The sequence below is a fragment of the Chloroflexota bacterium genome (genome assembly GCA_034717495.1).
Lineage (GTDB): Bacteria > Chloroflexota > Anaerolineae > JAAEKA01 > JAAEKA01 > JAYELL01.
In genome coordinates, this window is record JAYELL010000023.1 from 1 (window position 1) to 22,660 (window position 22,660).

Here is a 22,660-nt window from a genome sequence, read left to right on the forward strand (position 1 = left end):
CCCCCACCCCGTATTCACGTTGTTTCCCGGCCCGCGCCGGCGCGGCCTTCCAACCTCCTGTTTCATACGTCATACTGAGTCAGAGCCTCGCTACTGGCGATTCCTCTCACTCGACGATCTGACTGACACGGTCAGTCCTGGTAATAGATCATTCTCGGCAGCTCTTTGGCCTGGTCAACCCAGCCTGCCACCGTTTCCGCTGAAGGCAGTGGCGTGACGATGTTCTCTACCGCGTTGACCGCCACCATCCTGGCGTGCAGGTTTTCAGGGTTGCGTGTTGCCAGATCAGGCACCGTGTGGACGCCGGAGGCCAGCAGCAAGGCGGCATGCTTATAGCCAACACCCTTGATCCGCATCAGGTCCAGCTTCTTGACCGCCGTCAGGATCACATCATGGTCGATCCCTGTTGCCTCTTCCAGCTCCAGCCGGCCCTTCGGGGTAGCGCCTCGCTTCAGCAACTCAGAGGGAACGTCAACCTCATCGGCATGCAGCTTGGCAGCATCGGCAGCGCTCAAACCACTGACTGCCACCAATGCGCTCACCGCAGCCGCACTTTCCGGCGCCAAATCGGGCAGCGCCGCAACAGCCTTGCTCGCACCCTCGGTGACGTCGTCCGCCACATTGTCGATCGCCTCATCAGCCGCCGCAGCAGCGTCTTTCATCGCATCCGCCGAGTCGACCAGCACGCTCGCTGTTTCTTCCGGTACATCATAGGCCTCAACGGTGCCGCCGATGCGCACCATTTCCGCCTTGGTCGGTTCGACCTCGAAGTCGTCGGCCATGATGGCCAATGCCGCGCCACCCTGACGAAGATACTCCACCAGCTTCGCCTGGTCCGCGTCGCTCATGCCCACATCCTTGTGGAACAGTGCGCCAATCGCTGCACCGCCGCCCGCACCCAGGATGAGACCTGGTATGAGGCCGATGCCGCCGGTCAACAGACCGAGTGCACCACCAATTACCGTGCCCCACAGTGCGCCACCCTTGGTTTTACGCTGGCCCACTTCCTTGGCCTCAAGCTCACCCGACTTGGGATCGATCGCCATGATGGCAACAGCACCCAGCTTGACATTGTCGTTATGCTTGTCCCAGTCCTTCAGTTCATGTGCCGCTTCTTCGGCTGCAGCGTGGTTTGTGTAGTACCCAATCACCAGTTTGTCGTTGTCGTTAGCCATTTTAGTCTCCTTTTTTGAACTATGGCATGCAATTCGGTTTTCCTCGGGCACCACTTGGGGCGATGCACGAGATCGCTATCATAACACGTCCGGCAGGTTTCTCCAATTTTAAGCAGTGGCCAGACTCGTTTTCTGTGAAAAACCCTGATCTGGACGAGTCAGAACCAGGTTTTTCCAACACATTCCCACGTAGGGGCGACCCATTCCTGACTTCATTCCCTTCCACCAACACACCCCCTGCCTTCACATCGATTCCCGCCGAGTACCCACTCACCGGGAATGGGTCGCCCCTACGCCAGATGATACACCCTTCAGGAAATCTCGCCCCCGCTACGAACCAGATCGGTAGCCAGCTCACTGGCCGTCTCGTGATCGGCGACAATGACCACGGCCGATGTGCCAGGCTCGAGCCCCGCATCGGAGCTTTCCAACGCGTCGCCGGCCTCAAAGGACTCCAACTGCCGGCGTTTGGGAATAGTCCATGTCGACCCAACCAGTGTCGCCGAGCGGCTCGCTGTATTGCGTAATAACCGCCACCCACCCACAAAAAAGCCCAGACTCGCCATGGCCGCAGACAGCATTAGATGGAGGCCGCCGCGCCCCAGATCAAAAGTAAGGCCTACGGTGCCGGTGATGATATCGAAGAGTCCCATGTCCCGCAGATCGCGGACGTGAAGTTCGTTGTCCTCCCCGCGGGTGACCAGGGCCCCCTGGTAGATGGTTTCGTTGCGTTTGCGCAGTGCTTTGTTGACGATATGGATGGCATCCTCGGCATCCTTTTCGTCGGTGAACCTGACAACGATCATTTCAGGTTCGCTGGCCGGTTCCGTTTCCCTTTTCGACTCGGCGATTTCCAGTTCCAGATCTGCGATCACTTCAGCAATGCTGTCTTCCGCCACCGTTTCTTGCGTCTCTTCCTTGCTCATGGTTCTCTCCTAAATATATTCAACGAGTTACTTACTGGAGTTATGCACTTGGGAATATTCGGGTCAAATGACATCCTGAGCTTGTCGAAGGGCGGCATTTGACCCGGTCGCACTCAGTATGCGATCTGCGTAACTCCAGTTGCTTATTGCGGCACAACGATACCCAAAGTTCCCAGCACGCTGATTAACGTCACTGTTGCGCCGCCCCAAATCACGATGGCTGCCCCGACGGCGACAGTCGACAACAGGAGGTAGAGAACGGGCAATATGGCTGTCTTCCAGCCTTTGGTCTCATGGGCGATCGCCGTACCAATCCAGACGCCAATTAAGATCAAGACGGTCACCACCAGGATGACGATGTGGGCCAGAGGCTGGTACAGGGCAAACACCAGCAGCAACGCCGGGCTTTGGGCGAATCCCACCGCTCGCGTGGTCCTGGCAAATGAGCCCTTGCGCGTCAACAGGTACCCCGTACCATACAGGGCCACCATCGAAAACAACAGACCCACTATTCGCGCCGGCACCACTACCAGGTCCCCCACATTGATACCCCGCATGACCAACGCCAGCAAGGTCGTGCCCAGTATGCCCACCAACAATGCTGGGCCCGTCATCAGCGGATCCTTGACAACCCCTTCGAAGGCATCCCGGTCGGGGATCAGGCAGCGGAAAACGTGGTGCAGCCACGTCCCCACCATGCCCAGCCCTTTGGCCAGGTTTTTCGGCTTCCAGTCCTCGGTAGCAACCTCTCCCTCAACCTCAACCGGTTTCGGTGCAGGCACCGGCGCGCCACGGTGTTTGTTCAGAATATGGAACACGTCGATCGAGTTGCGCGTCTCCGTCACCTCCATGTCCGCAGGATGGAAGATGAACGCATCCGTTTGTTCACCGCCCAGCCCACCGTGGCTGCCGATCAACTCTTCCAGCGCGGCCACCGTGCCATCCGGGTATACCGTGCTGATGAGCATCAGGTCCCCTGCATGGGGGAAGTCCATCACCCGTCGTACCTGCCAGGCCCTCGTTTCAACGGTAGACGCCCCATATCCTTCAGATGGCGCGTACATCAGCAGGGGGTCAATCCCTTCCACCTCGCCGGTGTGCAGGTTGCGCATGCCATCATCGCCAATGGCGATCGGCGTGCCGTCGTCCGTGTATCCGCACACCAACCCTATGCCCTCATGTTCGATCAGCGCATCCACCATGCCGGGATAGGCGGCATTCAGTTCCGCCAGCGTGATCTTGCGCGGGAAGAGGTCAAAGTAGACCTGGGCCAGGTTGCCGCTGCCATACGCTGTCACATCGGCAGGCTTGGTCGCGGCCGCCAGCCGCGCCTGCTGTTCCGCCGTAGCCCGGTCGGTAAGCCGTTCTCCCTGCGTGGCCAGCCCTTTGACGGTCCGGCTTTCTTCGCCCGCCTGCCGCGCGTTGGCCAACTCTGCACCGGTGGAGTTCAGCGACATCATGCCTGTGTCCCCACCAAAGGCCGCCGCCACCGTCGTGCCCTCCGGCAACTGCTTTTCGATGAAATCCTTGATCGATATCCCGTAGCGCTGCAGAAAGGTCGGCCCAAAAGACTGCCCGTGATCCGACAGGATGATCAGGTCGTAGTATCCCGGCGCCTTTTCCTTGATGGTATGTCGTATGCGCTGGATTGTCTTGTCGAAGCGGGCCAGGTCGTTGAAGGCGTCGGTCGTCCACGGCCCCGAGTGGTGAGCCACCTCATCGTAGCCGGGCCAGGTCAGGTAGATCGACGGCGAGCCTCTCATGATATCGAAGACCGCAAAGCTGGCACCCAGATCTCGCACAAACACCGATGTGGCCGGCCGCACAAAGGGATAGAAGTGGGCCAGCCTGTTCAAGCGTGGATAGACGTCGTGCCGGCGCTGCTGCCACCCCTCCCACAATTCCACCCCTACCATTCCCAGGTAGCGGGCGATGGTACTCAACAGGAAGGACGGGTCGAGCATCAAGAGGGAAACATCGTCTGCCCGTCGTTTCGCTTCCTCGCCGTCCGGTGGCCTCAGATCGGCCACCGTCATCAGCGATTTGTAGGCGTCGCCGTTCAGCATGTTAGATACACTGGTGCCGCCGCGCATCAGGCCGTTGCCATGGGCGTAGCGGTCGTTCAGTTCCTCGGCATCGCTGCTCGACACTATCAGCTTGCCCTGGGTCTTGTCGTACCAGCGGAAGGCTGGAATGTCGCTGTTGTCACCGAACATGATGCCGGCCTGGCAAGCCGAGGTCTGCGAGGGAAGGCCGCAATCCACCTTGGAGAGCTCATAGCCATCTTCTTCCATCATGGCCGACAAAGTGGGCAATCTGCCTTCGGCAAGGGCCTTTTTGATATGATGATAGCTAAGTCCGTCGATCTCCAACATCATCAGTTTGCGCCCCGGCTCATCCGCCGTCGGAAAGGGCGTTGCCGCCGCCCTCTCTTCCGTGCGCCGGCGATAGTAGGAGTCCTCATCCCCCAGATTGAGTAAAGTGGAAAGGACAGTGTTGATAGCAGCGATAATAATGCTGGCCACAACCATGTTGAAAATGCCGCCCAACTCAAACCCGGGTAATAACCAGGCAGCCAGGGCCAGGGCAACGACGTTCAGCAGAAAACCGACCGCAAAGAGCAGGAAAAAGCCCAGAGGCCGGGAAATATATAACACCACCGGCCGCAGCAGCAGGTTGATCAGGCCGATCAGGATGGCCGCAGCTACCGCATGCAGCCAGCGCGGCCCCAGCGGGGTCGCGACAAACGCCATGGCTGGAAGGATCCAGGCGGTGATCATGAGTGCCGCCGAAGTCACAAGAGTCGTGACGACCAGGCGCACTGTCCAGATGGCGAATCGTTCGATAGTGTTACTCATTCTCTGCTGTTCCTGAAAACCCAAGACCCTCTCGGGTCAGCTGGCGGGGTAACATGGAGGTCATCCCCAAAAACCCATATTGCGCGAACATACTCATTAACAGGACGTCTGTAGCTACAGGTTACTCCGTCCCGACAAACGAACGCGCAAGATGTCACCTGCAATGCTGCCCACCCCGAAATGTCAACAGAGTGGGCAGCGTCGAAATTTCACCGGTACTGGAAAACTACGACTGTTTGTCCGTAGCCTCGCCGTCGTCGGCCTCGTCACCGGTCTCATCATCAACCGCAGCGGCATCCTCAGGGACAGCCACAGCGAGATAACCGTCAGAAACAACTTCGCCTGCAGCGTCGATGCCCACGACACGCTCACCAGCGATCACGTCCCCTTCAGGGTCAGTCAACTCACCGGCCCTGTATTGCGCGATCTCGCCAGAGAGTTCATCGCTCACCGTCATGGTCACCACATTGGCGGTGTAGCCAGCCATGCTATTGATCACACCCTCACTGTAGGTGTCCTCAAGCAGCATCAGCAAAGCTGAACTGTCGGGCGTCAGATTCTCGCCCAGCTCCTCCAGGTCTTTTTTGGGAATAGACCGGCCGAGGTAATGGCCGGCGATACCGCCCAGAGCTGCGCCGCCCAGGGCCCAGACCAGCAAGCCGGCCGGTCCGCCGATCAAGGCCAGCAGACCGCCGGTAATACCACCAACAGCAGCGCCAACGCCGCCGCTGCCTGGCTCATGGATGTGGGTTTTTCCCTTTTTATCCTGTTCGACAACAGCCTCCGCCAGGATCTCATAGCCGGCCAATTCGCCGGAGGACTTGATCTCCTTGAGGGCTTCGCCGGCGGTCTTCTGGCCTATAAAGGTGAAGGCCAGAATCTCATAGATCTCGCTGCCTGCTTCTTTTTGTTTACTCATGGTATCTGTTCCTTTCAATCACATAGGTGGTTTGAACGTGACATGCCTGTTTTGGCGTCTGCCTGGTCGATGTTGAACCAGGCAGGCTATGGGCAGCCGTTATCGTGGGAAAGCGAATCGTATTTTACCCTAAATCGCTTCAGTGAACAATTTTTCCGCCCTGTACGGCAAGATTGCATCTTGCCTGGCATCTTACCTGGACAAAATGCAATCTTATCCTACCTCTTTTGCACTACGACGCCTGCTGCTCTGTACGGCAAGATTGCATCTTGCCCGGCATCTTTCCCGGACAAGATACAATCTTGTCCTACTCAGTCAAGCGCCATCCAGGCCCGGACCTGCATCTCATGATCCACGTAGGGTTCGCCGCTGACGTCGACCACCACCTTGACAATCTCGCCCCCTTCGAACTCGAAGGGCGGCAGATATTCCGGTGAGGTCGGCGATCCGCCGTCCTTCCCGATGTTCAGGCCGTCGCCGGCCAGGGCGAACGATCCCGGCTGGGTCCAGATTTCCGACTCGCCGACAACCTTGTCGTCCATGTACAGCTTCAGCGTGCCGATGGCGCTCTTGGTCACGTCATCCATACCGGTCTTGGTGAACTCGGCTGTATAGACGTGATGTCCCGGCGTGACACCCGCGAATCTCGTATATTGCAGCTTCTCACCCAGCCAGTTGTAGAGGTAGACAAGCTCGCCATCCTTGATGTACAGGGTATGGCCGCCACCGACGCCGCCGTGGGCGAACAAAACGCCTTCGGCATCCTCGGACTCAATCAGCATCTGCGCGGCAATCGTGTAGTTGCGCCCCTTGACAACTACCGCCACCGATTCCGGCACTTCGGCCGTCCCGGGATAGTAGACATAATGCTCGCGCGGTTTGCCTGATTCCGGCCGTTCGCGGTTGAGCTGCTCAGTGGCCGTGCGATCGTCCACCGGGAAACCGTTATACAGGCCGGCATTGTAGAACCACAGTCCGATCAATTCCTGTAATTTTTCAGGGTTCTCAGCGGCCACGTTGGTCGACTGCGAGCGATCCTCGCTCAGGTGGTAAAGCTCCCATTCATCCTTCTCGAAGTGGCCCCAACCAGAGAGCGCCGGGTGCAGCGCCGTAGCCAGCCAACCCTCGTGGTAAATCGAGCGCATGCCCAACATAGAGTAGAACTGCGTCTGTCGTTCCGGCGCATCGGCATCGCTGAAAGTGTCAGCGAAACTATTGCCCTCGATCGGGCTCTGCAAGTGCCCTTTTACGTAGTCCGGCGGCTCGACGCCCAGCATGTCGTAAATCGTGGGCACAACGTCGATAGCATGTAGATATTGGTGGCGCACGCCGCCGGCCTCGATCTGCGCCGGCCAGGACATAAGCATCATATCGCAGACGCCGCCTTCGTAGCCCGCATACCGTTTCCAGTAAGGGAACGGCGTGTCAAAGGCCCAGGCCCAGCCGGTATTGTAATGATTGTATGAGCTAGGGCCGCCGAGTTCGTCGATCTTGGCCAGGTTGGCCTCAACCGTGTCTTCTACGTTGTTGAAGAACTTGTTCTCATTGAAGGAGCCATTAGGTCCGCCTTCGGCGCTGGCGCCGTTGTCGGAGGTCACAAAGATGATCGTGTTCTCGAGTTGCCCGGATTCTTCCAGGTAGTCGATCAGACGGCCCATCTCGAAGTCCGTATAGGAAATGAAACCGGCGTAGACCTCGGCCATACGCGCAAAGAGACGCTTTTCGTCGTCGTCCAGCGAATCCCAGGGCTTCACGTAGTCCAGACTCGGCCAGGGTACGCCTGTCGGGCTGGTTACATCAGGCTCGCCATGCGGGTTGATTTCCGAAAGCTGCACATCATCAGCCAGTAAACCCAATTCCTTCTGCTTGGCCAGGATGTCTTCGCGAATCGCCTCGTAGCCCTCGTCGAACTTGCCTTTGTACTTGTCCGCCCATTCTTTCCACACGTGATGCGGCGCATGCCCGGCGCCGGGGCAGTAGTACATGTACCACGGTTTATCCGGGTTGACCGCCTTGGCATCCATAATGAACTCAATCGATTTATCGGCCAGATCCTTGGAGATATGGTAGCCGTCCTCGGGTCCATAGGGCGCTTCAACGGGATGGTTGTCGCTGATCAAGTCGGGCCAGTACTGGTGCGTCTCGCCGCCCAGGAAACCGTAATAACGCTCGAAACCGCGGCCCAGCGGCCAGCGATGCCTCCACGAGGACATATCGACCTCATCGGCCGGGGTCAGATGCCACTTGCCGACGGCGTAGGTGTTCCAACCGCGCTCACCGAGCACCTCGGAAATGAAGCCGTTCTCAAACGGGATACGACCGGATGCGCCGGGGAAGCCGTCGGCCGTTTCCGTGATGCTGGCCATACCGTTGCTGGTGGCGTTGCGACCGGTCAGCAGGCTCGAACGCGTGGGTGAGCAGAGGGCCGTGGTATGGAAATTCGAATAACGAATGCCCATATCGGCGATGCGCTTCATATTGGGAGTCTCGATCGGCCCGCCATAGAGGTCCATTGCGCCGAAGCCCACGTCGTCCCAGATGATCATCAATACATTCGGCGCGCCTTCGGGCGCGACCGGCTGCAGATAGGGCCCCCAGTCGGGAACAGAGTCGCGGGCATCCAGGTTGATGACGCCCTTATATTCCTTTGCCATGTTATTACTCCTTGTCTTGTTTACAATACCAAGTTTTTTTCTCTCAGGGTCTCCAGGACCGGTTAAGGATTAGAAAACCGTCTTCATCGCCATCTTGGCTTTAGCTGGGACTCTCTCTCTTCGTCTCTTCCGAGTCCTCCTTGAACATTCTGCCGAGTGCCTTCGAATCTTCCGGATCTTCTTCGGCAATAGCCCCGACAAAAGTAGGCATGAAAAGGCTCATGACGCCGTTGACCTCCTCTTCCGTCGCGCCCGTCTCCTTGGCGATCTCCTTGTTCATCTTGTGGCCTTTGTCGCCAAAGATATTGAAGAAATCATCTTCTGATTCCTTTCTGCTCTTCTCTTTCTTGCTCTTCTTCTTCTTCGAATCCTTGAAGAGTAGATCGGTGATCTGGGGATCATCCGCGGCGATAAAAGCCATCATTGGAACCCCAACAGCTAGGATGCTGCCCACTTTCGAATCGGACAGACCCAACACATTGGAAATCGAACTTACCGCCAGGGCCGTTGCCGATGAGACAACAAAACCGGTGGCCGTTTTCTTCATCATTTTTCCCATTATGCCCATTGTGAAACTCTCCTTTTGCCAACTAATGATCTATCAATTCTCAATTTGATCATGCGCATAAACGCGCTGCCAATCCTCTTTCATATCGACAACAGTCCACCCTTTCTCAAGCGCCTCAACCCACGCTACATCCAGGCCGCCGATGTGCGCGCCGCGATCGTAGGCGTATTCGCGCTCGGCGTCGGTGTGGTGCACCAGGCCGCAGAAACGGAGGCCATCTCCCGATGCCGTCCACTGCAGCATCTCGTGGTCGCCGTCGGAATTGCCGAAAGCCAAAACCGGCCGCCGGCCGATATAGCGGTTGATGCCCACCGGCTTGCCGGCCTCGTCGTCGATGTGATTGATCTCCGCCAGGCGCACCAGCACCGGCCCATCCTCGCGCATCTCGTAAACTGTTTCAATACTGGTGCCGATCACCTGCTGCGGCGGGATGCCGTATACGCGTTCCGACCACGGGCGCATGAATTCGATGCCGCCGCCGGATACGATATAGGTTGTAAAGCCATGGTGGCGCAGATAGCGCAGCAGCTCCAGCATCGGCTGAAATACCATGTCTGTAAACAGCTGGCCGGTCACCGGATGGCGCGCTGATGTGGTCCAGACATCCACTATCGCGGCAAACTCTTCCGTGGTCATGCCTACATGTGTGGCAGCGACGATATCGACCATCGCTGATTCACCCAACTCGGCCAGCATCTCCAGATCCTCTTCTAAAACCGCCTGAAAAGGTTGCGTGGTGGCCCACTCGGGATGGTCAGGAGCCATGTCCCTGACACGGTCGATGGCGAATAATAATTGGAAATAAGCTGGCCGTTCCGACCACAAGGTGCCGTCATTGTCAAAACAGGCCAACCGGTCATCAGGCGCCACATAATGCTCGCCATTCTCGGCCGTTACCGCGGCCACAAAATCGATAATGGCCTGCTTCGCAGGCCCGTCGTTCCAGGATGCTAATTCAATCTTCACGAGTATCTCCTATTCCAGAAACCGGGATTTTTATCTAAACATTTACTCGTCTCACCCGCAGCTAACAACCTGGTTTCTAACGATTGCAAACCTGCAAGCCCTGCCATCCGTCAAAGTGGCCGCGACAACGCCCAACTCAACCAGGCCATGAACCATCATTTCCACGGCCAGGGCAGCCAGCAAGACACCAAAGACCGCTTCCGTCCGCCATGCTCTTCAACACGATACTCTTCTTTACCGCTGCTGACTAATCATATGCAGCGACAACAGCAGCAGCACGATGCCGCCGGCGACAAGAACCGAACCCGTCGAAAAGTGCAGCAAAGCCATGAGAAACCAGCCCAGCAAGACCAGGACCAAGCCCCAGACGATAGCCGTGCGCACCGACTTGTTGGCCACGGCTACCTGAGTCGCCTTGTCGAGATCGGCCGTTAATTCTACAAATGGCATCAGGGCGATCTGTAAGTCTACTCCTCACTTCCCGCCGGCAAGCGGTGTTCTTCAGGTTCCTCAACCGCATCTTCATGCTCCTCGCGCATATGGTCCACTTTGGCGAACAGATATATGGCGATACCCGCGGCAGTGATTACCAGGGCAACAGCCGCGCCGTAGTCGAGGATGCTCACGCCCTCGGTCAATTCAAAGCTGGCGGCGACGCCCAGGAAGAGCACGGCCAGCATGACCACAATAACCGCCAGGAGGTTGAATTTCAGCTGTTCGAGGCTGTTGACAGACATCCATTCCGGGATGACATCTTTCAAGCCCGGGTCAACAAATAGTTCTTGCAGGCCGATGGCCGTGATGAAGAGGATCGTGCCGAGCAAGAAGAGATCGATCATTTCGATCAGTTCAACGGAGAGACGGCGCGCCCCCTCTGCATTGAACTGTCCATGCCGGAATGCCTCGATGACAATGAGCACCGTGCTGATCAAGCCAAAGATAAAAACCGCCAGGGTTGCCAGAAGCAACGCAACCACAGCCAGGAAAATTAGGAATCGTGACCAATTGAATACCCTGCGCATCTCGTTCCTTCCTTAAATTCGCCATCCCTGCACGTTTGGAAAAACCCGCTGACTTTCGCAGATCGAATCGGAGAAGTCAGCGGAAATCTGCGCCGAAGGTCTGCGTGATCTGCTCTCTCAATGGCCAACTGCCGCTGTGATTATCTCCAGTTCCACCATGCCCACCACCATCATCTGGATGGCCAGGGCCGCCAACAGCACGCCGAAGACCGCTTCCGTGACCGCCAACTTGGCCGGATCCATGAACTTGGCCACCGAATCGATGTTCCTGAACAGCACCAGGTCGATCAAGCCCACCGACAGCACCAGTACGATCAGGATCACCGCATCCAGGATCGTGCTTATCCCGCTTGAAGCGATCACCAGCACCGCAATACCAACAGGGTTGAGTATATAGGGTACCGCCAGCGGGTAATAGGCCAGATCCATCGGATCGCCTTCGTGAGCTTCAAGATCTTCGGGATCTTCCGCTTTGGCCCCACTGAGCAACATATGCAGGGACATGAGCAGCAACACGATACCACCGGCAATAAGGACCGATCCCGTCGTGAAGTGCAGCAACTTCATAAGGAACCAGCCGAGGGCTACCAGGCCAAGGGACCAGCCAATGGCCGTGCGCACCGATTTGTTGGCCATCGCTTTTTTCGTGTCTGTATCCAGGCCTGCCGTGATATCGATAAAGGGCACCAAAGCGATCTTCGGGCCGATGCCGATCAGCAACAACATGAACACTTCAAAGATGCGATAAAAATCAATTTCAGCTAGTGTCATCTTGGGTATCCTCTCCTTACCAGGGCAATGTACCCTGAAAAACCGCTTTGCTGATTAATCGGTGGTTCCGATCCCTGAGCAACCGTGTCCACCATGTCGCTGGCAGCCTCCGCACTGGGAACCGCTCACTGCGGCTTTTCGACCTGGGTCGCATCAGCCCGAGGTTTGCTATCCTCGTCCGGCCTGTCGACCACGCCTACCACCGAATCGATCACCTCATCTGCTTGCTCACCCTTCTGCTGACGCCAGATGGCCAGACCAATCAGCAAAACACCGGTGCCCAACGCCAGCCAGCCACCGATGGTCGCCGCCGTGGTCACAGCCTCCGGGCCGGCGAACTGGGTGTACAACATCAGCGCACCGATGGCGGTGAAAAACAGGGTTTCGACGATGGCCGTGCGTCGTTGGGCACCCCTCGTGCCAAAGATCATCACGATCCCCAACAAGCCGTAGATCAGGCTGGCCGAACCAAAGATTATCAAGCCGACGGGAATGGTCAGAAGCTTTTGGCCTATATCGTCGGTCACGAAGTAGAGAATGAAGACCACTACACCAGCAAAAATCGCAATCCCGGCCCGGGCACCCGCGGCGCTGTCGATTGATTCTGGCGCCCTGCTGCGCAGCACATCCCACAGTTGCAGCAGGCCCGCCACAACCAGGGCCGCCGTCAGGATCAGCGCCAGCCGTATGTTTGCCTTGCCAGGATCGAGCAATACCAGCAGACCGATACCACCCAGGACGATGCCCTCGAGAAGGACTACCCACCAGGGAAGGCTGGTGCGCCAGGGCGCCAGTCCCTTGCCCTTCTCCAATGCTTCCTGCGTCATGTTCGACATCGGCTTCCTCCTGTTCTGCCTTGTCAGTCAACCGGTTGGAGACAGACCACCGAGATCAGCGGCATCCCGAGGGTGTACACCAGATTCAAGACCCCGGCCAGCGCCGCCTGGTCGGGCAACTCACCGGTGAGGGTGGTTACCGGCGGTTGATCCTCTTGGTCCGTGTGATGAATCTGCATGCCACCCAATTCATCGGCCCAGCTGGGATCCAGCATGCCCTGCAGGTTGATACAATAGACAGCTCGCGTGTTCAGTGAGAGACCACAGCTACGGAAGCTTTGCATTTCAGTTCGTTCTACCGGGAAGTCAATTGCCTTCCCTTTTGGAAAGGCCGATGAGAATAGTGGGACGTGTACCCACGTATGATGGACACGCTGATCTATCGCGCTGATGCTATCAAACGCAGCAGATCAACCCTCCACTACCATAATAGCAAGGGATCGGGAAAATGTAAAGGGGAAAAAATGGAGCAAAAAAGGGTACCGGGAAGGGCGCAACAGGAATGCGCCACCGGTTCAACCCCAGGTCAGGAGAACTCAGTCCAGCTGTTCTCGGGCAAAATGCCCAGAGCCCTCGCCCTTGCGACAGCCTGACGCCGATTCTTCACCCCCAGCTTCCTGTGAACACTGATCGTGTGTTTCTTGACCGTATCAGGCGATATAGCGAGGCGGGCGGCGATCTCCTTATTGGTCAACCGTTGTTCGACCAACAGGAGCACATCGACCTCCCGGTTGGTCAGCAGGCCATCCAGCGCGCGGGCGTGCCCCTGGGATTCAACATCCAGGACCGGGGCAAGGGCAGGTTTCGGGGCTTCCAAAGTAGGTGTATCGAAAGTGTGCAGAATCTGCCGTACATAGTCGCGGGCGAAACCTTCGTCGAGTAACTGTCGCAAATAGGAACGCAAGCCCCGCCCGGCATCCACGAAGACCCGCAGGGCACCACCGGCCTCTCCCAACGACACCGTCTCCCGCAGCGTGATCAAGGCTGCCCCTTTTTCACCGCGGGCAGCATGCAGTAGAGTCTCCATCGCACCGATCTCGAGCAAGCGGCGGGTTGAGTGCCAATCTTCCGCCAACCCACGACAGATGCGCAACGTCTCTTGCGCAGCATCCAGTTGGCCCCGCACAGGATCCGCCAGGGAAGCCTGTATCTCAGTGAGCGCTGGCAGCAGCCAGAGATCCAGTGCCATCTGGGTGACGGGATCGGCAAATGCCCGCGGCATGATCCTCTGATTTCCCTGGCCAATCGCCAATCGCAGCATCAGCGCATCGGCAATCGCCAGGAACCCAACCATACCACGGTCCAACAGAAAGCCCCGCAGGTCCCGGGCAACCGCCAGGGCAGCGGAATCTTGCCTCTGGGCCTGTAGGGTCAACGCCAATCCAGTGTAGCAGTCGATGACTGCTCGACCATGGGCCCCGTAACGGATACCAATGACGCGATTAAAGCAGCACGCCGCGGAGTCCAACTCGTTGCGCTGGTAGTGAGCCCAGCCTAACAGAAAATCGGACCAGCCCAGACTCACCAGTTGCTCACTTTCCTGCGCCACCTGCCAATAGGTGGTCGCCACAGCCTCCAGTGCGGACAAGTTGGTTTCCGAATAATGGACAGCCCCAAGCCCCAGAAGCAGCCTGAACGTCCGTGCATCTGGCCGGCCGAACTGTCGTTGCAACGCCGCCTGCGCGAAGGCCACCGCCGCCTGCGTCTGACCCACCCGCTGCAGGCCATAGATGGTCCAGAACTCCGCCAAACCTCGCAGGTATAAGGCATCAGCGGGTAGGTCCTCCAGCGCCTGGCTGGCCATGGCCACGTTGCGCTCAGGACTCCCCTGCACAAAGCTCATGGCACGGTGGGCAGCGATCGAACCCCGAACAAAGACCTCCTGGTCCGGCGTGTAGTTGGTCGTGCCATCATCGAGACCACGTTCCGCAGCCTCAAGGAGCGGGATCATGGCAGCAACCTTGTATTGAAACTGCTGCAAGCTAGCCTGTGCTACCAGCAACATGGGTCGTTGCAACAACGGCTCCGGTAAGAACTCCAGCCAACGTTGAAGATGACGCCAGTCCTCCTGGTTCAGCGCATCGTTGATGTGTGCTTCGACCAGTTGGGCCGCTCGCTGAGCATCCCCAGCTTCCACGGCATGAATGATCGCCTCGTCCAACAAACCCTCTTTTTCAAACCATTCGCTGGCCCGCAGATGGCAGGCGGCGATCTCAGCCTTCGAGCAGGTCTGCCGCAGACGGTGTCGCATCAGGTCACGAAAAAGGTGGTGATAGCGATACCAGTTCCCCTCATTGTCCAAAGAGACCAAAAAGAGATTGGAGCCCCAGAGCTTTTTGATGAATGCTTCGCCATCTGCCCGTCCTGCTGAATCTTCGTCAACCACCTCGCACAGTGACGGACAAAAACGATTCAGGATCGCGGTGCGAAACATCAACGACCGTTGCGCTTCCGACAGATCCTCCAGCACCTCAGTCAGCAAGTAGTCAGTCACCAGACGATGGCCACTCTCGGAAAAGCGCCGGGCAAAATCCTCCCGGTCCTCGTTCTCACGCAATGAAACGGCTGCCAATTGCAGGCCGACAGGCCATCCTTCGGTCCGCTCTACCACCAGGGTTACAATCTCGTCCGCCAGAGGCCCGCCGATATTCCGCTCAAAAAACTCCCGGGCCTCTCCATACGTGAAGCGCAAATCCAAACCGCGGATCTCGGTGAGTTGCCCCCGTCCCCGAAGCTTGCTCAGTGCAAGCACGGGATCGGAACGGGATACCAGTACCAGATGCACCTGCTCGGGCAACTGCTGCACCAGACGTGTCATAAAGGCCTGCACATCCTCACTCTGCACCACATGGTAGTCATCCAGCACCAGGGTCAGCGAACCAGGAAGCTCCTCCAGATCCCCCAGAAAGATGTCGGCCAGGCGTCTCGCCTCCGGCAATGATGGACCCTGCAACAGCGATCGGGTTGTTGAGACTGCTTCCGGGTAAACCGTCTGCACGGCCGCCGCCAGGTACCCGATGAAGTTCGCCAGGCTGGCGTCGTGTTCGTCCAATGACAGCCACGCGAATCTCCGATCAGCCATCGTCAGCCAGTGTTGCACCAGGGAAGACTTTCCGTAGCCTGCCGGCGCCGACACCAGGGTCAGCCGCCGGTCGACGCCGCGCTCCAGGCGGTCCTGCAAGCGCGAGCGTACGATGAATCCCTCCCGCACACGGGGGGGATTCAGCTTGGTTCGGAGTAGAAAAGGCGAATCGAATTGTCTTGCTGTCATGCCGACAGGACTATATCATGCCCCGTGTAGTTGACGAAATTCAGTTTCCAGCAAAAGAGACCCAGGATTTACAGGGTCAACGCAGAATCGTGAGGTGTTGTCTGTCATTGGGGTCTTCTCCTGGAAACCCACAGGCCCCAGAGAGAGCAAACTCGAATTTCTCTGGGGCCTGAAAGGGCTGTCCCACTATATATTTAAAGGCAGGCGGGAACGCTTTTCGACCTTATTGATCGCCGGCAGCAACAGCAGCCCGATCCTCATACGCTTCCACGGCATCCTCGATCTGGTGCTCCGCGTGGCGTATCCGGAAGGATCCGATGATCGCGCCAATGCCACCCAGCAGGGCGAAGAAACCCAGGAAAAAGGCCAGGAACCCCACTCCCACGAAATCACCAAACAGCAGGAACGCGCCCAGCACGATGCTGATCACGCCCAGGATGCCGGCACCCCAACCCCCACCCATAAAGGCATGGATCAGACTCGAAATCCCCATAAAGATCCCGATCATCGCCAGCAAGAACACTACCACATTGCTGACCACCACTGTGCTGCCCCATGGATGCTGGATCACGATCAGGCCCGCGATGATGCCCAGAACACCTGCAAAGATCTTCCAGGCCCACATGGAGCGATCCCAGATCAGCCTTACCAGGTTGAACACCCCGCTGATGAGCCAGTAGATCCCCAAAACAAACACCAGCGCCGTCATGGTCGAGATCGGCTGGGTGAACAGCCAGATACCGATGATCACCAGCAGGATGCCTTCGATCAACACCAGCCACCATGGCGGCAGTTTCACCTCTCCCCAGAAAGCGTATTGTTCCGGGGTGATTTCCGTTGAACTTGTCATGAACTTTTGCTCCTTCAAAATTGCTCTGATTGACGAACTTGATCGATACCTGATTCTGACCGATGGAAACCTGAGTTGAGAAGACAACACCAACCTTCCTTCACACGGGACTAAGGCAAGGTAGTCAGCCTGCCCTCACCAATAATACAACGTTATGGAGATTCCGCCAAATTGGTGTTAACCTGTTCAAAACGGTAGACGATGCTGCAAAAGTGCGTTATAATGACGACTGTTGATTTTCCCCGTTTCGTTGTTCTGGCGACCCATGAATAAACTTCGCAGGATGTGTCTGGCCGAGCTGATTGACACCTGCCGGCAACAGACGGTTAATTACCTTCGAACCAAGGAGTTTGGGGACGATAGTTACTGCCTTGAACTGTTTCGACGTGCGGTGCAGGATGGCGACGAACGAGCCTGGGCCTTTATCTACACCTTCTACAGCACCGAGGAGTTCTTTGGCAAACACTATGTCCTGAAATGGGTACGCAGCTGGATGCACGGTCGCCATGGACCTGCCATTCGCGCCACCTACACCGAGGGGGAAATGGTTCAAGAGGTATGGCTACGCTTCATGCGCTCCGAAGCCGCCAAAAACTTCCAGTTTGACAGCATGCGCCACCTGATGGCCTTCCTCCGTCGCCTGATCAACAACTTCGCCATGGATGTGGCGCGCCGACGGTTGCCCCAGATCATGGACGTGTACACCCCCGAAGATGGCGACAGCCCACTCGATCTGTTACGTTTGATGCCCGACGATGCCGAACCACTGGATAGGTTGATGTCCAGCCAGGAAGCCATGGATCACCTGCTCCGCGAGCTGCAAGGGGATGTCATCATCGATAACAAGGAGTGGTTGGTCTTCCAGGGCTATTACCTGGATGAGTTGCCCCCGCGCAAACTGTACCAGGACTATCCCGACGACTTCAGCCCGGGAGAGGTGGAAACCATTCGAACGCGGCTGGCACGCCGATTGCGGAAAGCGCCCTTTTTACTGGAGCGCTTTATCCAGGTGTGCGTGCTCAAGGAAGATGAACGCCTTTCGACCACCTTTGAGCAGGTTTTTATCCTGCGGGAACCTGACTGCAGAACGGTGGAGCGATTCCCGACATTGTTCCGGGATGAAAACGATCTCATGGCGGCCAAAGTTCAGGTCGTCCGGGCGCTTCATAACCGGCCGTCGCTTCTCCAGCTTCTCAATATGGACCTCTGATCCTGTTGCACACCCCCTGCATCGCTATCAAGCCAGAACCAAACTCTCGAAAGGTGCTACCTCCTCCCCGGAAAAAGAGTCGACTGGCCAGTTCATGACCCAATGTGGGCGCTTTTTCGTACAACCAGATGGAGGATTTAACGCTCATGACAGAAAGTCATCCGAACGCTGCCCATTTTTCAGAGGATCAGCTGATCGCGTACGCGCTGGGCAACCGGGACCCAGACATGTTAAAGCACATGGAGGGATGCGAGTCCTGCCGGAATACTGTTGCCCACTACCAGTCGATCGTCGACTCCACCCAATCGGTTCTTGGCAACGGCACCGCACCATTGGCAGAAGTCGTTGCCTGCCAGGGAGCAGAACTGGTGCGAGAGGTTTCCTGTGAAATTCTCCATACGCTTCATCATCTGCATGTATCCCTGGGATACCAGGACGGGCAGGTTATAGGACAACTGACGAGCCTGGAAAAAGAATGCACATGCTGGCATCATGGTACGGTACGTTTGTTTGGCCGCGAGGGATTCATTACTTCGACCAGGATAACTGACGACGGCACTTTTATTTTGCCCATCGCCGAGCCGGATGAAAAATACAGCCTGGGACTGGTCCTGGCCGATGACAAGTTCGTCTCATTGAAAATCATTGGCTGAGCAAAAAAGGGCCGCTCCAGGCTGACAGGCAGTTCATTCCACATAGATTTCGACCCGCTCCCCATCCTCTTGATCCTCCACTTCAATCAACTTGCCGGTCGCGCCGGAGTTGATCAGTTCTGAGATCTCTGTCAGATCGATTCCCTCCATTTCAGGGGCAAATCGGGCACCCATCTTCATCCCCACATTGACCAGTCCCATAGGAATGTTGACGTTTACCTTTTCCTTGCCGGTGCGCAGATCGGTGACGCGCACCCGGAACCAGCGGGGCGACGCCGATCGTGTTGTTGTCACCTGTTTGGTGCGTTGCTTCTCGCCGGCGCTCAGTGCTTCCAGCAGCCGCGCCCCATCTTCAGCGGACACTTTGCCTTCCTCAACCATCTTCAAAATCCGTATTCTCTCATCGCTTGTCGTCATCGTCTTTTCTCCTGCTCAGTCGTCGATAGCAAAAACCACCTATTCTCCTCCGAACAGCCGTCCCATGGAGCGTTCGCCCACACCGGAAGTCGCCACCACGCCGCGTTGGGCAAAATCGACCACAAACTCACCATCTGCGTACAACAGCTCGCCATCTGCAAAGATACTGCTATCTTTTCGCAGGTCGCAGACCATGTCCCAGTGGATGGCAGACTGGTTCTCGCCGCCGGTCCCCGGTATGGAGGCGCCCACCGCCATGTGGCAGGTCCCCTTGATCTTTTCGTCGAACAGGGTGTTTCTGGTGAAACGAGTAATGCCGGGATTGGTGCCGATGGCGAACTCTCCCAGCCGCCGCGCTCCCTCGTCTGTATCCAGTATTTTGATCAGGAAATCCTCACCACGGGTGGCCGAGGCCTCGACCACCCGTCCCTTTTCAAACCGCAGGCGAACGTCTTGCACCTCATTGCCCCGATACACCGCAGGATAGGTGAACGCCACCCAGCCTTCCACCGAGTCCTCCACCGGACCGGTGAACACCTCACCATCGGGGAAGTTGGCATGACCGTCGGCGTTCAACCAGACCCGTCCTCCAATGGCCAGTCGAAGATCGATGTTAGGTCCGACAACATGAAGATCCTGCCGCTGCGTCAGATAGGACGCCATCTGGCCTTGCCAGCGTGAAAAGGTTTGCCAGTAGGTCACAGGATCGTCGCGGTCGGCTCCCGGGGCAGCAAAGGCCCTGGCATCCTGCGGCAGTTGGTCAAAGCCGGGCAAACAGGCATCGAACACAAAATCGCTGTATTCGCTCAACGACATCTCTGCGTCCTGGGCGTGGGCATTGGTGGGAAAAAGCGTGCCACACCAGCGGAAGGGGTCTTTGGTATCCCCCATCCGCTCTAATTGTCGTTTACTCACCGGACGCATGGACTGGGCCCGCAGAACCTGCCTTGTCGGGTCAACACTTGTCAGCGCCTTGGTGTTATCCTCAGACATCACAGCGATCATGCAGTCAGCTTCAGTAGCAACGTACTCGATAATTGGAGATATAAACTGCAATTGATCGTCGTTGCCCTCGCGCAACAGAATTTCCGTGGCCTCAGGGAATCGACTCACAAGTTGGGGGAAGGCGCCAGCCCACAGCGCATATCGATACAACTCGATCAAGAGAGGTGATGCACTCACAGGCCCGACGATTGCCACCTGTTCTCCGGGTTGAATGCGGGTGGAGTAGTTGACCAAAACGTCGGCAATCTGTGCGATTCTGGAGGGACTCATCTCATTACCATCCTTACGCTTCTTCTCTGATCTTTCTTGGATTGATCTGCGTCCATCTGCGTCAATCTGCGGTATCAGCGGTAATGTTTTTTTTCTCTCTTCACCGCTGATTTACGCAGACCTCCGGCGCAGATCATCGCTGATCCTCGTTCGGATTGATCTGCGGTCATACTTTGGTGATTCTTCGACGCATCGAGAGATGGTTGCGAACCAACGAAAAGCCGGCGTTTTCCAGAGCCTCGATAGCCTCCAGGTGTTCACCCTGATGTTCCACCCTGACCGGCCAGCGGGGATAGTCGGCCAGAAAGGCCATAGCGAAGTCCACCAGTTTCCCCTCAAGCTCTCCACGACTGGATGGATGCACGGTGAACGCCAGGCTGTGGACACCCTGCCAACGCCGGGCATCGATCAAGAGCCAGGCAATCAGGCCACTATCCCTTTCCACTACCCAACGTCGAACCCGATTCCGGCCAAAAACCTGCCAGAACTTTTCGGCCAGCCGATCTTCGATGGTCTGCAACATCTGGTTCGAACGAACTGGCCGCCACCACTGAGCCGCACCGGTTCGGGACACCGTTTCCAGCTGATAACGTTTCTGCCATTCCTCATGATCGTAAAGACGCATGCCGGGCACCAGCTCGACCGTCGGCATTCCCCGTGGGACCTGGGGCAGCTGTAGGTTCGCTTCCTCGGTCAACGGCTCGAATCCCAGGTCTTCGTAGAGTCCCCGTGCGATTGCATTGTTGGTTCGCACCTGGAGTACAGCCCATTTTCCGTGCCGCTGGGCAATGCGATCCAGGCCAGCTTCTACTAAAATCCGGCCGATACCCCGTCCCCGGTATGCCTCCATGACGGCCACGTTGGCAATCTGCCATCTTTTGCCGTAAGAGTCCGTGCGTTGGACCGTCACGTTGCCAACGACCCGATTCTCCTCGATCCAGACAAAACCGCCCAACACATCTTCCAGGTAGGGGTCCGATCGGGCCATCAGGCCAATCAGCGGGCCGGCGCGGGCCAGGGCACGCAAGTCGCGCAGCGCGATAATCCCGCCAGGCTCCAGCTCACCGCCAAAGGCCTCCTCGATCAGATCTGCTACCTGGCCCAGGTCTCGCCGCGGATTGAGGGGACGAAGCCCTCGAAAGGGGACCTGACCTTCTACGGCCAACTGTGCGCCCATGAAATCGCCATCCAAAGGGGAAAAGTCAGTCACAGATTGGGTGCGGCACGGTTGATGGATAGCCGAACCCCAATCTCCTAAACGTTATGTGGCGTAATGATGGCATACCTGCACTGTTTTGGCAAGTGACGATCTGTTTTTCCAGCAATTCCAAATATGAAGCGATCCATTGGGCACCGCCACCGGGGGATGAATCCCTCGGCTACAAAACGGCGCTGGGTTCACCCGGCTAACTGCGGTTTAGCGACGATTCGTGGCTAAAAAAGCCCGATTCATCGGGCGCTGTTACGTAGCGGGGTGATTTATCGCCCCGTGATGGCGGCAAATGCGCACAAGCTGAGTTGTTGAAGCCACCAAATACCACGTTTTGAGGCATCCGTTGCCATATTTGGAATTGCTGCTGTTTTTCTCAGTTGCCCAGCGCCTCCAGCAGGCGAGCACCTTGCTCGGCATTGATCTTGCCCTCGGCCACCATGTTGAAAATGGCCATTTGCTCAGCGACCCGGTCTTCTCTCCTTTGACAATGCGGATGCTCTATTCCGGCTGCAACAGATCGATCGCTTCCTCCGTTGACATACCGCCCGATGCCAGGTTTTCCAAAATCGCCTGGCGATTGCGGACGTCTCGTTGACGAATATCAGCCGGCGGCTCATCCATGATTTCGAAGCCCAGAGCCTGGATAACGTCGTTCAAACGGTTTCGAACCGTGGGATATGACAGCTTCAACTCCTCTCCTACCCAACTCAACTTGCCCTGACAGCGAATGAACGTTTCCAAAAAACTGAACTGCTCCTGGGTCAGACTGGCAAACCGGCTGAGAGCAAAGGACCCCTCCAAAAACGTATCGCACGATCGGCAATGGAGCCTGGTTACTGCCATGCCTTGCCCACAGACCGGACAGCGACCTGAATATGTATGCATATCTACCTCCAACTCGAACCTCTATTTCCAATATTATAACACTGATTTCAATTTTGTCAATATTTCTTTCAATAAAATTAAGTCTTTGTTGGCTTTTCCATAAATCACAGAGTCAGAAACGAAATAAAAACACCACACCAGCGCAGGCTGGTGTGGTGTCTACCAGGTAATTCAACTCTCGCCGGCTACGG

The 22,660-nt window shown here is 57.0% G+C and carries 20 protein-coding genes; 2 read left to right on the forward strand and 18 right to left on the reverse strand.

Going from position 1 to position 22,660, the window contains the following annotated elements:
- Positions 1 to 131: 131 nt before the first annotated feature.
- From U9R25_04600 to U9R25_04665, 14 genes are all read right to left on the reverse strand, one after another.
- A complete protein-coding gene (locus tag U9R25_04600) occupies positions 132 to 1,175 on the reverse strand; it encodes a DUF4332 domain-containing protein (GenBank protein ID MEA3335166.1) in 1,044 nt (347 codons plus the stop codon).
- Between the two features lie 311 nt (positions 1,176 to 1,486).
- Positions 1,487 to 2,101, reverse strand: coding sequence for a hypothetical protein (locus U9R25_04605; protein MEA3335167.1), 615 nt, complete (start codon positions 2,099 to 2,101; stop codon positions 1,487 to 1,489).
- Positions 2,102 to 2,244: 143 nt separating this feature from the next.
- Positions 2,245 to 4,959, reverse strand: coding sequence for an alkaline phosphatase family protein (locus U9R25_04610; protein ID MEA3335168.1), 2,715 nt, complete (start codon positions 4,957 to 4,959; stop codon positions 2,245 to 2,247).
- Positions 4,960 to 5,185: 226 nt separating this feature from the next.
- Positions 5,186 to 5,878 carry a DUF1269 domain-containing protein gene (locus U9R25_04615; GenBank protein ID MEA3335169.1) on the reverse strand — a complete coding sequence of 231 codons (693 nt, stop codon included), beginning with the start codon at positions 5,876 to 5,878 and terminating at the stop codon, positions 5,186 to 5,188.
- 311 nt (positions 5,879 to 6,189) lie between these two features.
- Positions 6,190 to 8,532: an arylsulfatase gene (locus tag U9R25_04620; protein ID MEA3335170.1), complete on the reverse strand. Its 2,343-nt coding sequence runs from the start codon at positions 8,530 to 8,532 to the stop codon at positions 6,190 to 6,192.
- A gap of 100 nt (positions 8,533 to 8,632) precedes the next feature.
- Positions 8,633 to 9,100, reverse strand: a complete 468-nt coding sequence (locus U9R25_04625; GenBank protein MEA3335171.1) for a DUF937 domain-containing protein — start codon at positions 9,098 to 9,100, stop codon at positions 8,633 to 8,635.
- A gap of 33 nt (positions 9,101 to 9,133) precedes the next feature.
- On the reverse strand, positions 9,134 to 10,066 hold the full coding sequence (locus U9R25_04630; protein ID MEA3335172.1) for an HAD family hydrolase: 933 nt from the start codon (positions 10,064 to 10,066) through the stop codon (positions 9,134 to 9,136).
- Positions 10,067 to 10,300: 234 nt separating this feature from the next.
- On the reverse strand, positions 10,301 to 10,516 hold the full coding sequence (locus U9R25_04635) for a MarC family protein (protein MEA3335173.1): 216 nt from the start codon (positions 10,514 to 10,516) through the stop codon (positions 10,301 to 10,303).
- A gap of 17 nt (positions 10,517 to 10,533) precedes the next feature.
- Entirely contained in the window at positions 10,534 to 11,088 is a 555-nt protein-coding gene (locus U9R25_04640; GenBank protein MEA3335174.1) for a YqhA family protein, read from the reverse strand.
- 117 nt (positions 11,089 to 11,205) lie between these two features.
- A complete protein-coding gene (locus tag U9R25_04645) occupies positions 11,206 to 11,859 on the reverse strand; it encodes a MarC family protein (protein ID MEA3335175.1) in 654 nt (217 codons plus the stop codon).
- A gap of 125 nt (positions 11,860 to 11,984) precedes the next feature.
- A complete protein-coding gene (locus tag U9R25_04650; GenBank protein MEA3335176.1) occupies positions 11,985 to 12,695 on the reverse strand; it encodes a hypothetical protein in 711 nt (236 codons plus the stop codon).
- Between the two features lie 23 nt (positions 12,696 to 12,718).
- The gene (locus tag U9R25_04655) at positions 12,719 to 12,979 is read right to left on the reverse strand and encodes a hypothetical protein (protein ID MEA3335177.1); all 261 of its coding nucleotides are present in this window, start codon (positions 12,977 to 12,979) and stop codon (positions 12,719 to 12,721) included.
- Between the two features lie 242 nt (positions 12,980 to 13,221).
- Positions 13,222 to 15,966: a LuxR C-terminal-related transcriptional regulator gene (locus U9R25_04660; GenBank protein ID MEA3335178.1), complete on the reverse strand. Its 2,745-nt coding sequence runs from the start codon at positions 15,964 to 15,966 to the stop codon at positions 13,222 to 13,224.
- 223 nt (positions 15,967 to 16,189) lie between these two features.
- The gene (locus tag U9R25_04665) at positions 16,190 to 16,816 is read right to left on the reverse strand and encodes a DUF308 domain-containing protein (GenBank protein ID MEA3335179.1); all 627 of its coding nucleotides are present in this window, start codon (positions 16,814 to 16,816) and stop codon (positions 16,190 to 16,192) included.
- 265 nt (positions 16,817 to 17,081) lie between these two features.
- Between U9R25_04665 and U9R25_04670 the strand changes: the two genes are divergently transcribed.
- Positions 17,082 to 18,026, forward strand: a complete 945-nt coding sequence (locus U9R25_04670) for a hypothetical protein (protein MEA3335180.1) — start codon at positions 17,082 to 17,084, stop codon at positions 18,024 to 18,026.
- A 146-nt stretch (positions 18,027 to 18,172) separates the two neighbouring features.
- A complete protein-coding gene (locus tag U9R25_04675) occupies positions 18,173 to 18,679 on the forward strand; it encodes a hypothetical protein (GenBank protein MEA3335181.1) in 507 nt (168 codons plus the stop codon).
- Between the two features lie 33 nt (positions 18,680 to 18,712).
- Here the strand turns inward: U9R25_04675 and U9R25_04680 are convergent, their stop codons facing one another.
- The 4 genes from U9R25_04680 to U9R25_04695 all read right to left on the reverse strand — a co-directional run bounded on the left by U9R25_04680 (position 18,713) and on the right by U9R25_04695 (position 22,469).
- Positions 18,713 to 19,096 carry a hypothetical protein gene (locus U9R25_04680; protein ID MEA3335182.1) on the reverse strand — a complete coding sequence of 128 codons (384 nt, stop codon included), beginning with the start codon at positions 19,094 to 19,096 and terminating at the stop codon, positions 18,713 to 18,715.
- A gap of 39 nt (positions 19,097 to 19,135) precedes the next feature.
- Positions 19,136 to 20,371, reverse strand: coding sequence for an aminopeptidase (locus tag U9R25_04685; protein ID MEA3335183.1), 1,236 nt, complete (start codon positions 20,369 to 20,371; stop codon positions 19,136 to 19,138).
- Positions 20,372 to 20,537: 166 nt separating this feature from the next.
- Complete coding sequence (locus tag U9R25_04690; protein MEA3335184.1) at positions 20,538 to 21,548, reverse strand: GNAT family N-acetyltransferase; 1,011 nt, start codon at positions 21,546 to 21,548, stop codon at positions 20,538 to 20,540.
- A 534-nt stretch (positions 21,549 to 22,082) separates the two neighbouring features.
- Positions 22,083 to 22,469 carry a DUF2089 domain-containing protein gene (locus U9R25_04695; protein ID MEA3335185.1) on the reverse strand — a complete coding sequence of 129 codons (387 nt, stop codon included), beginning with the start codon at positions 22,467 to 22,469 and terminating at the stop codon, positions 22,083 to 22,085.
- Positions 22,470 to 22,660 lie beyond the last annotated feature (191 nt).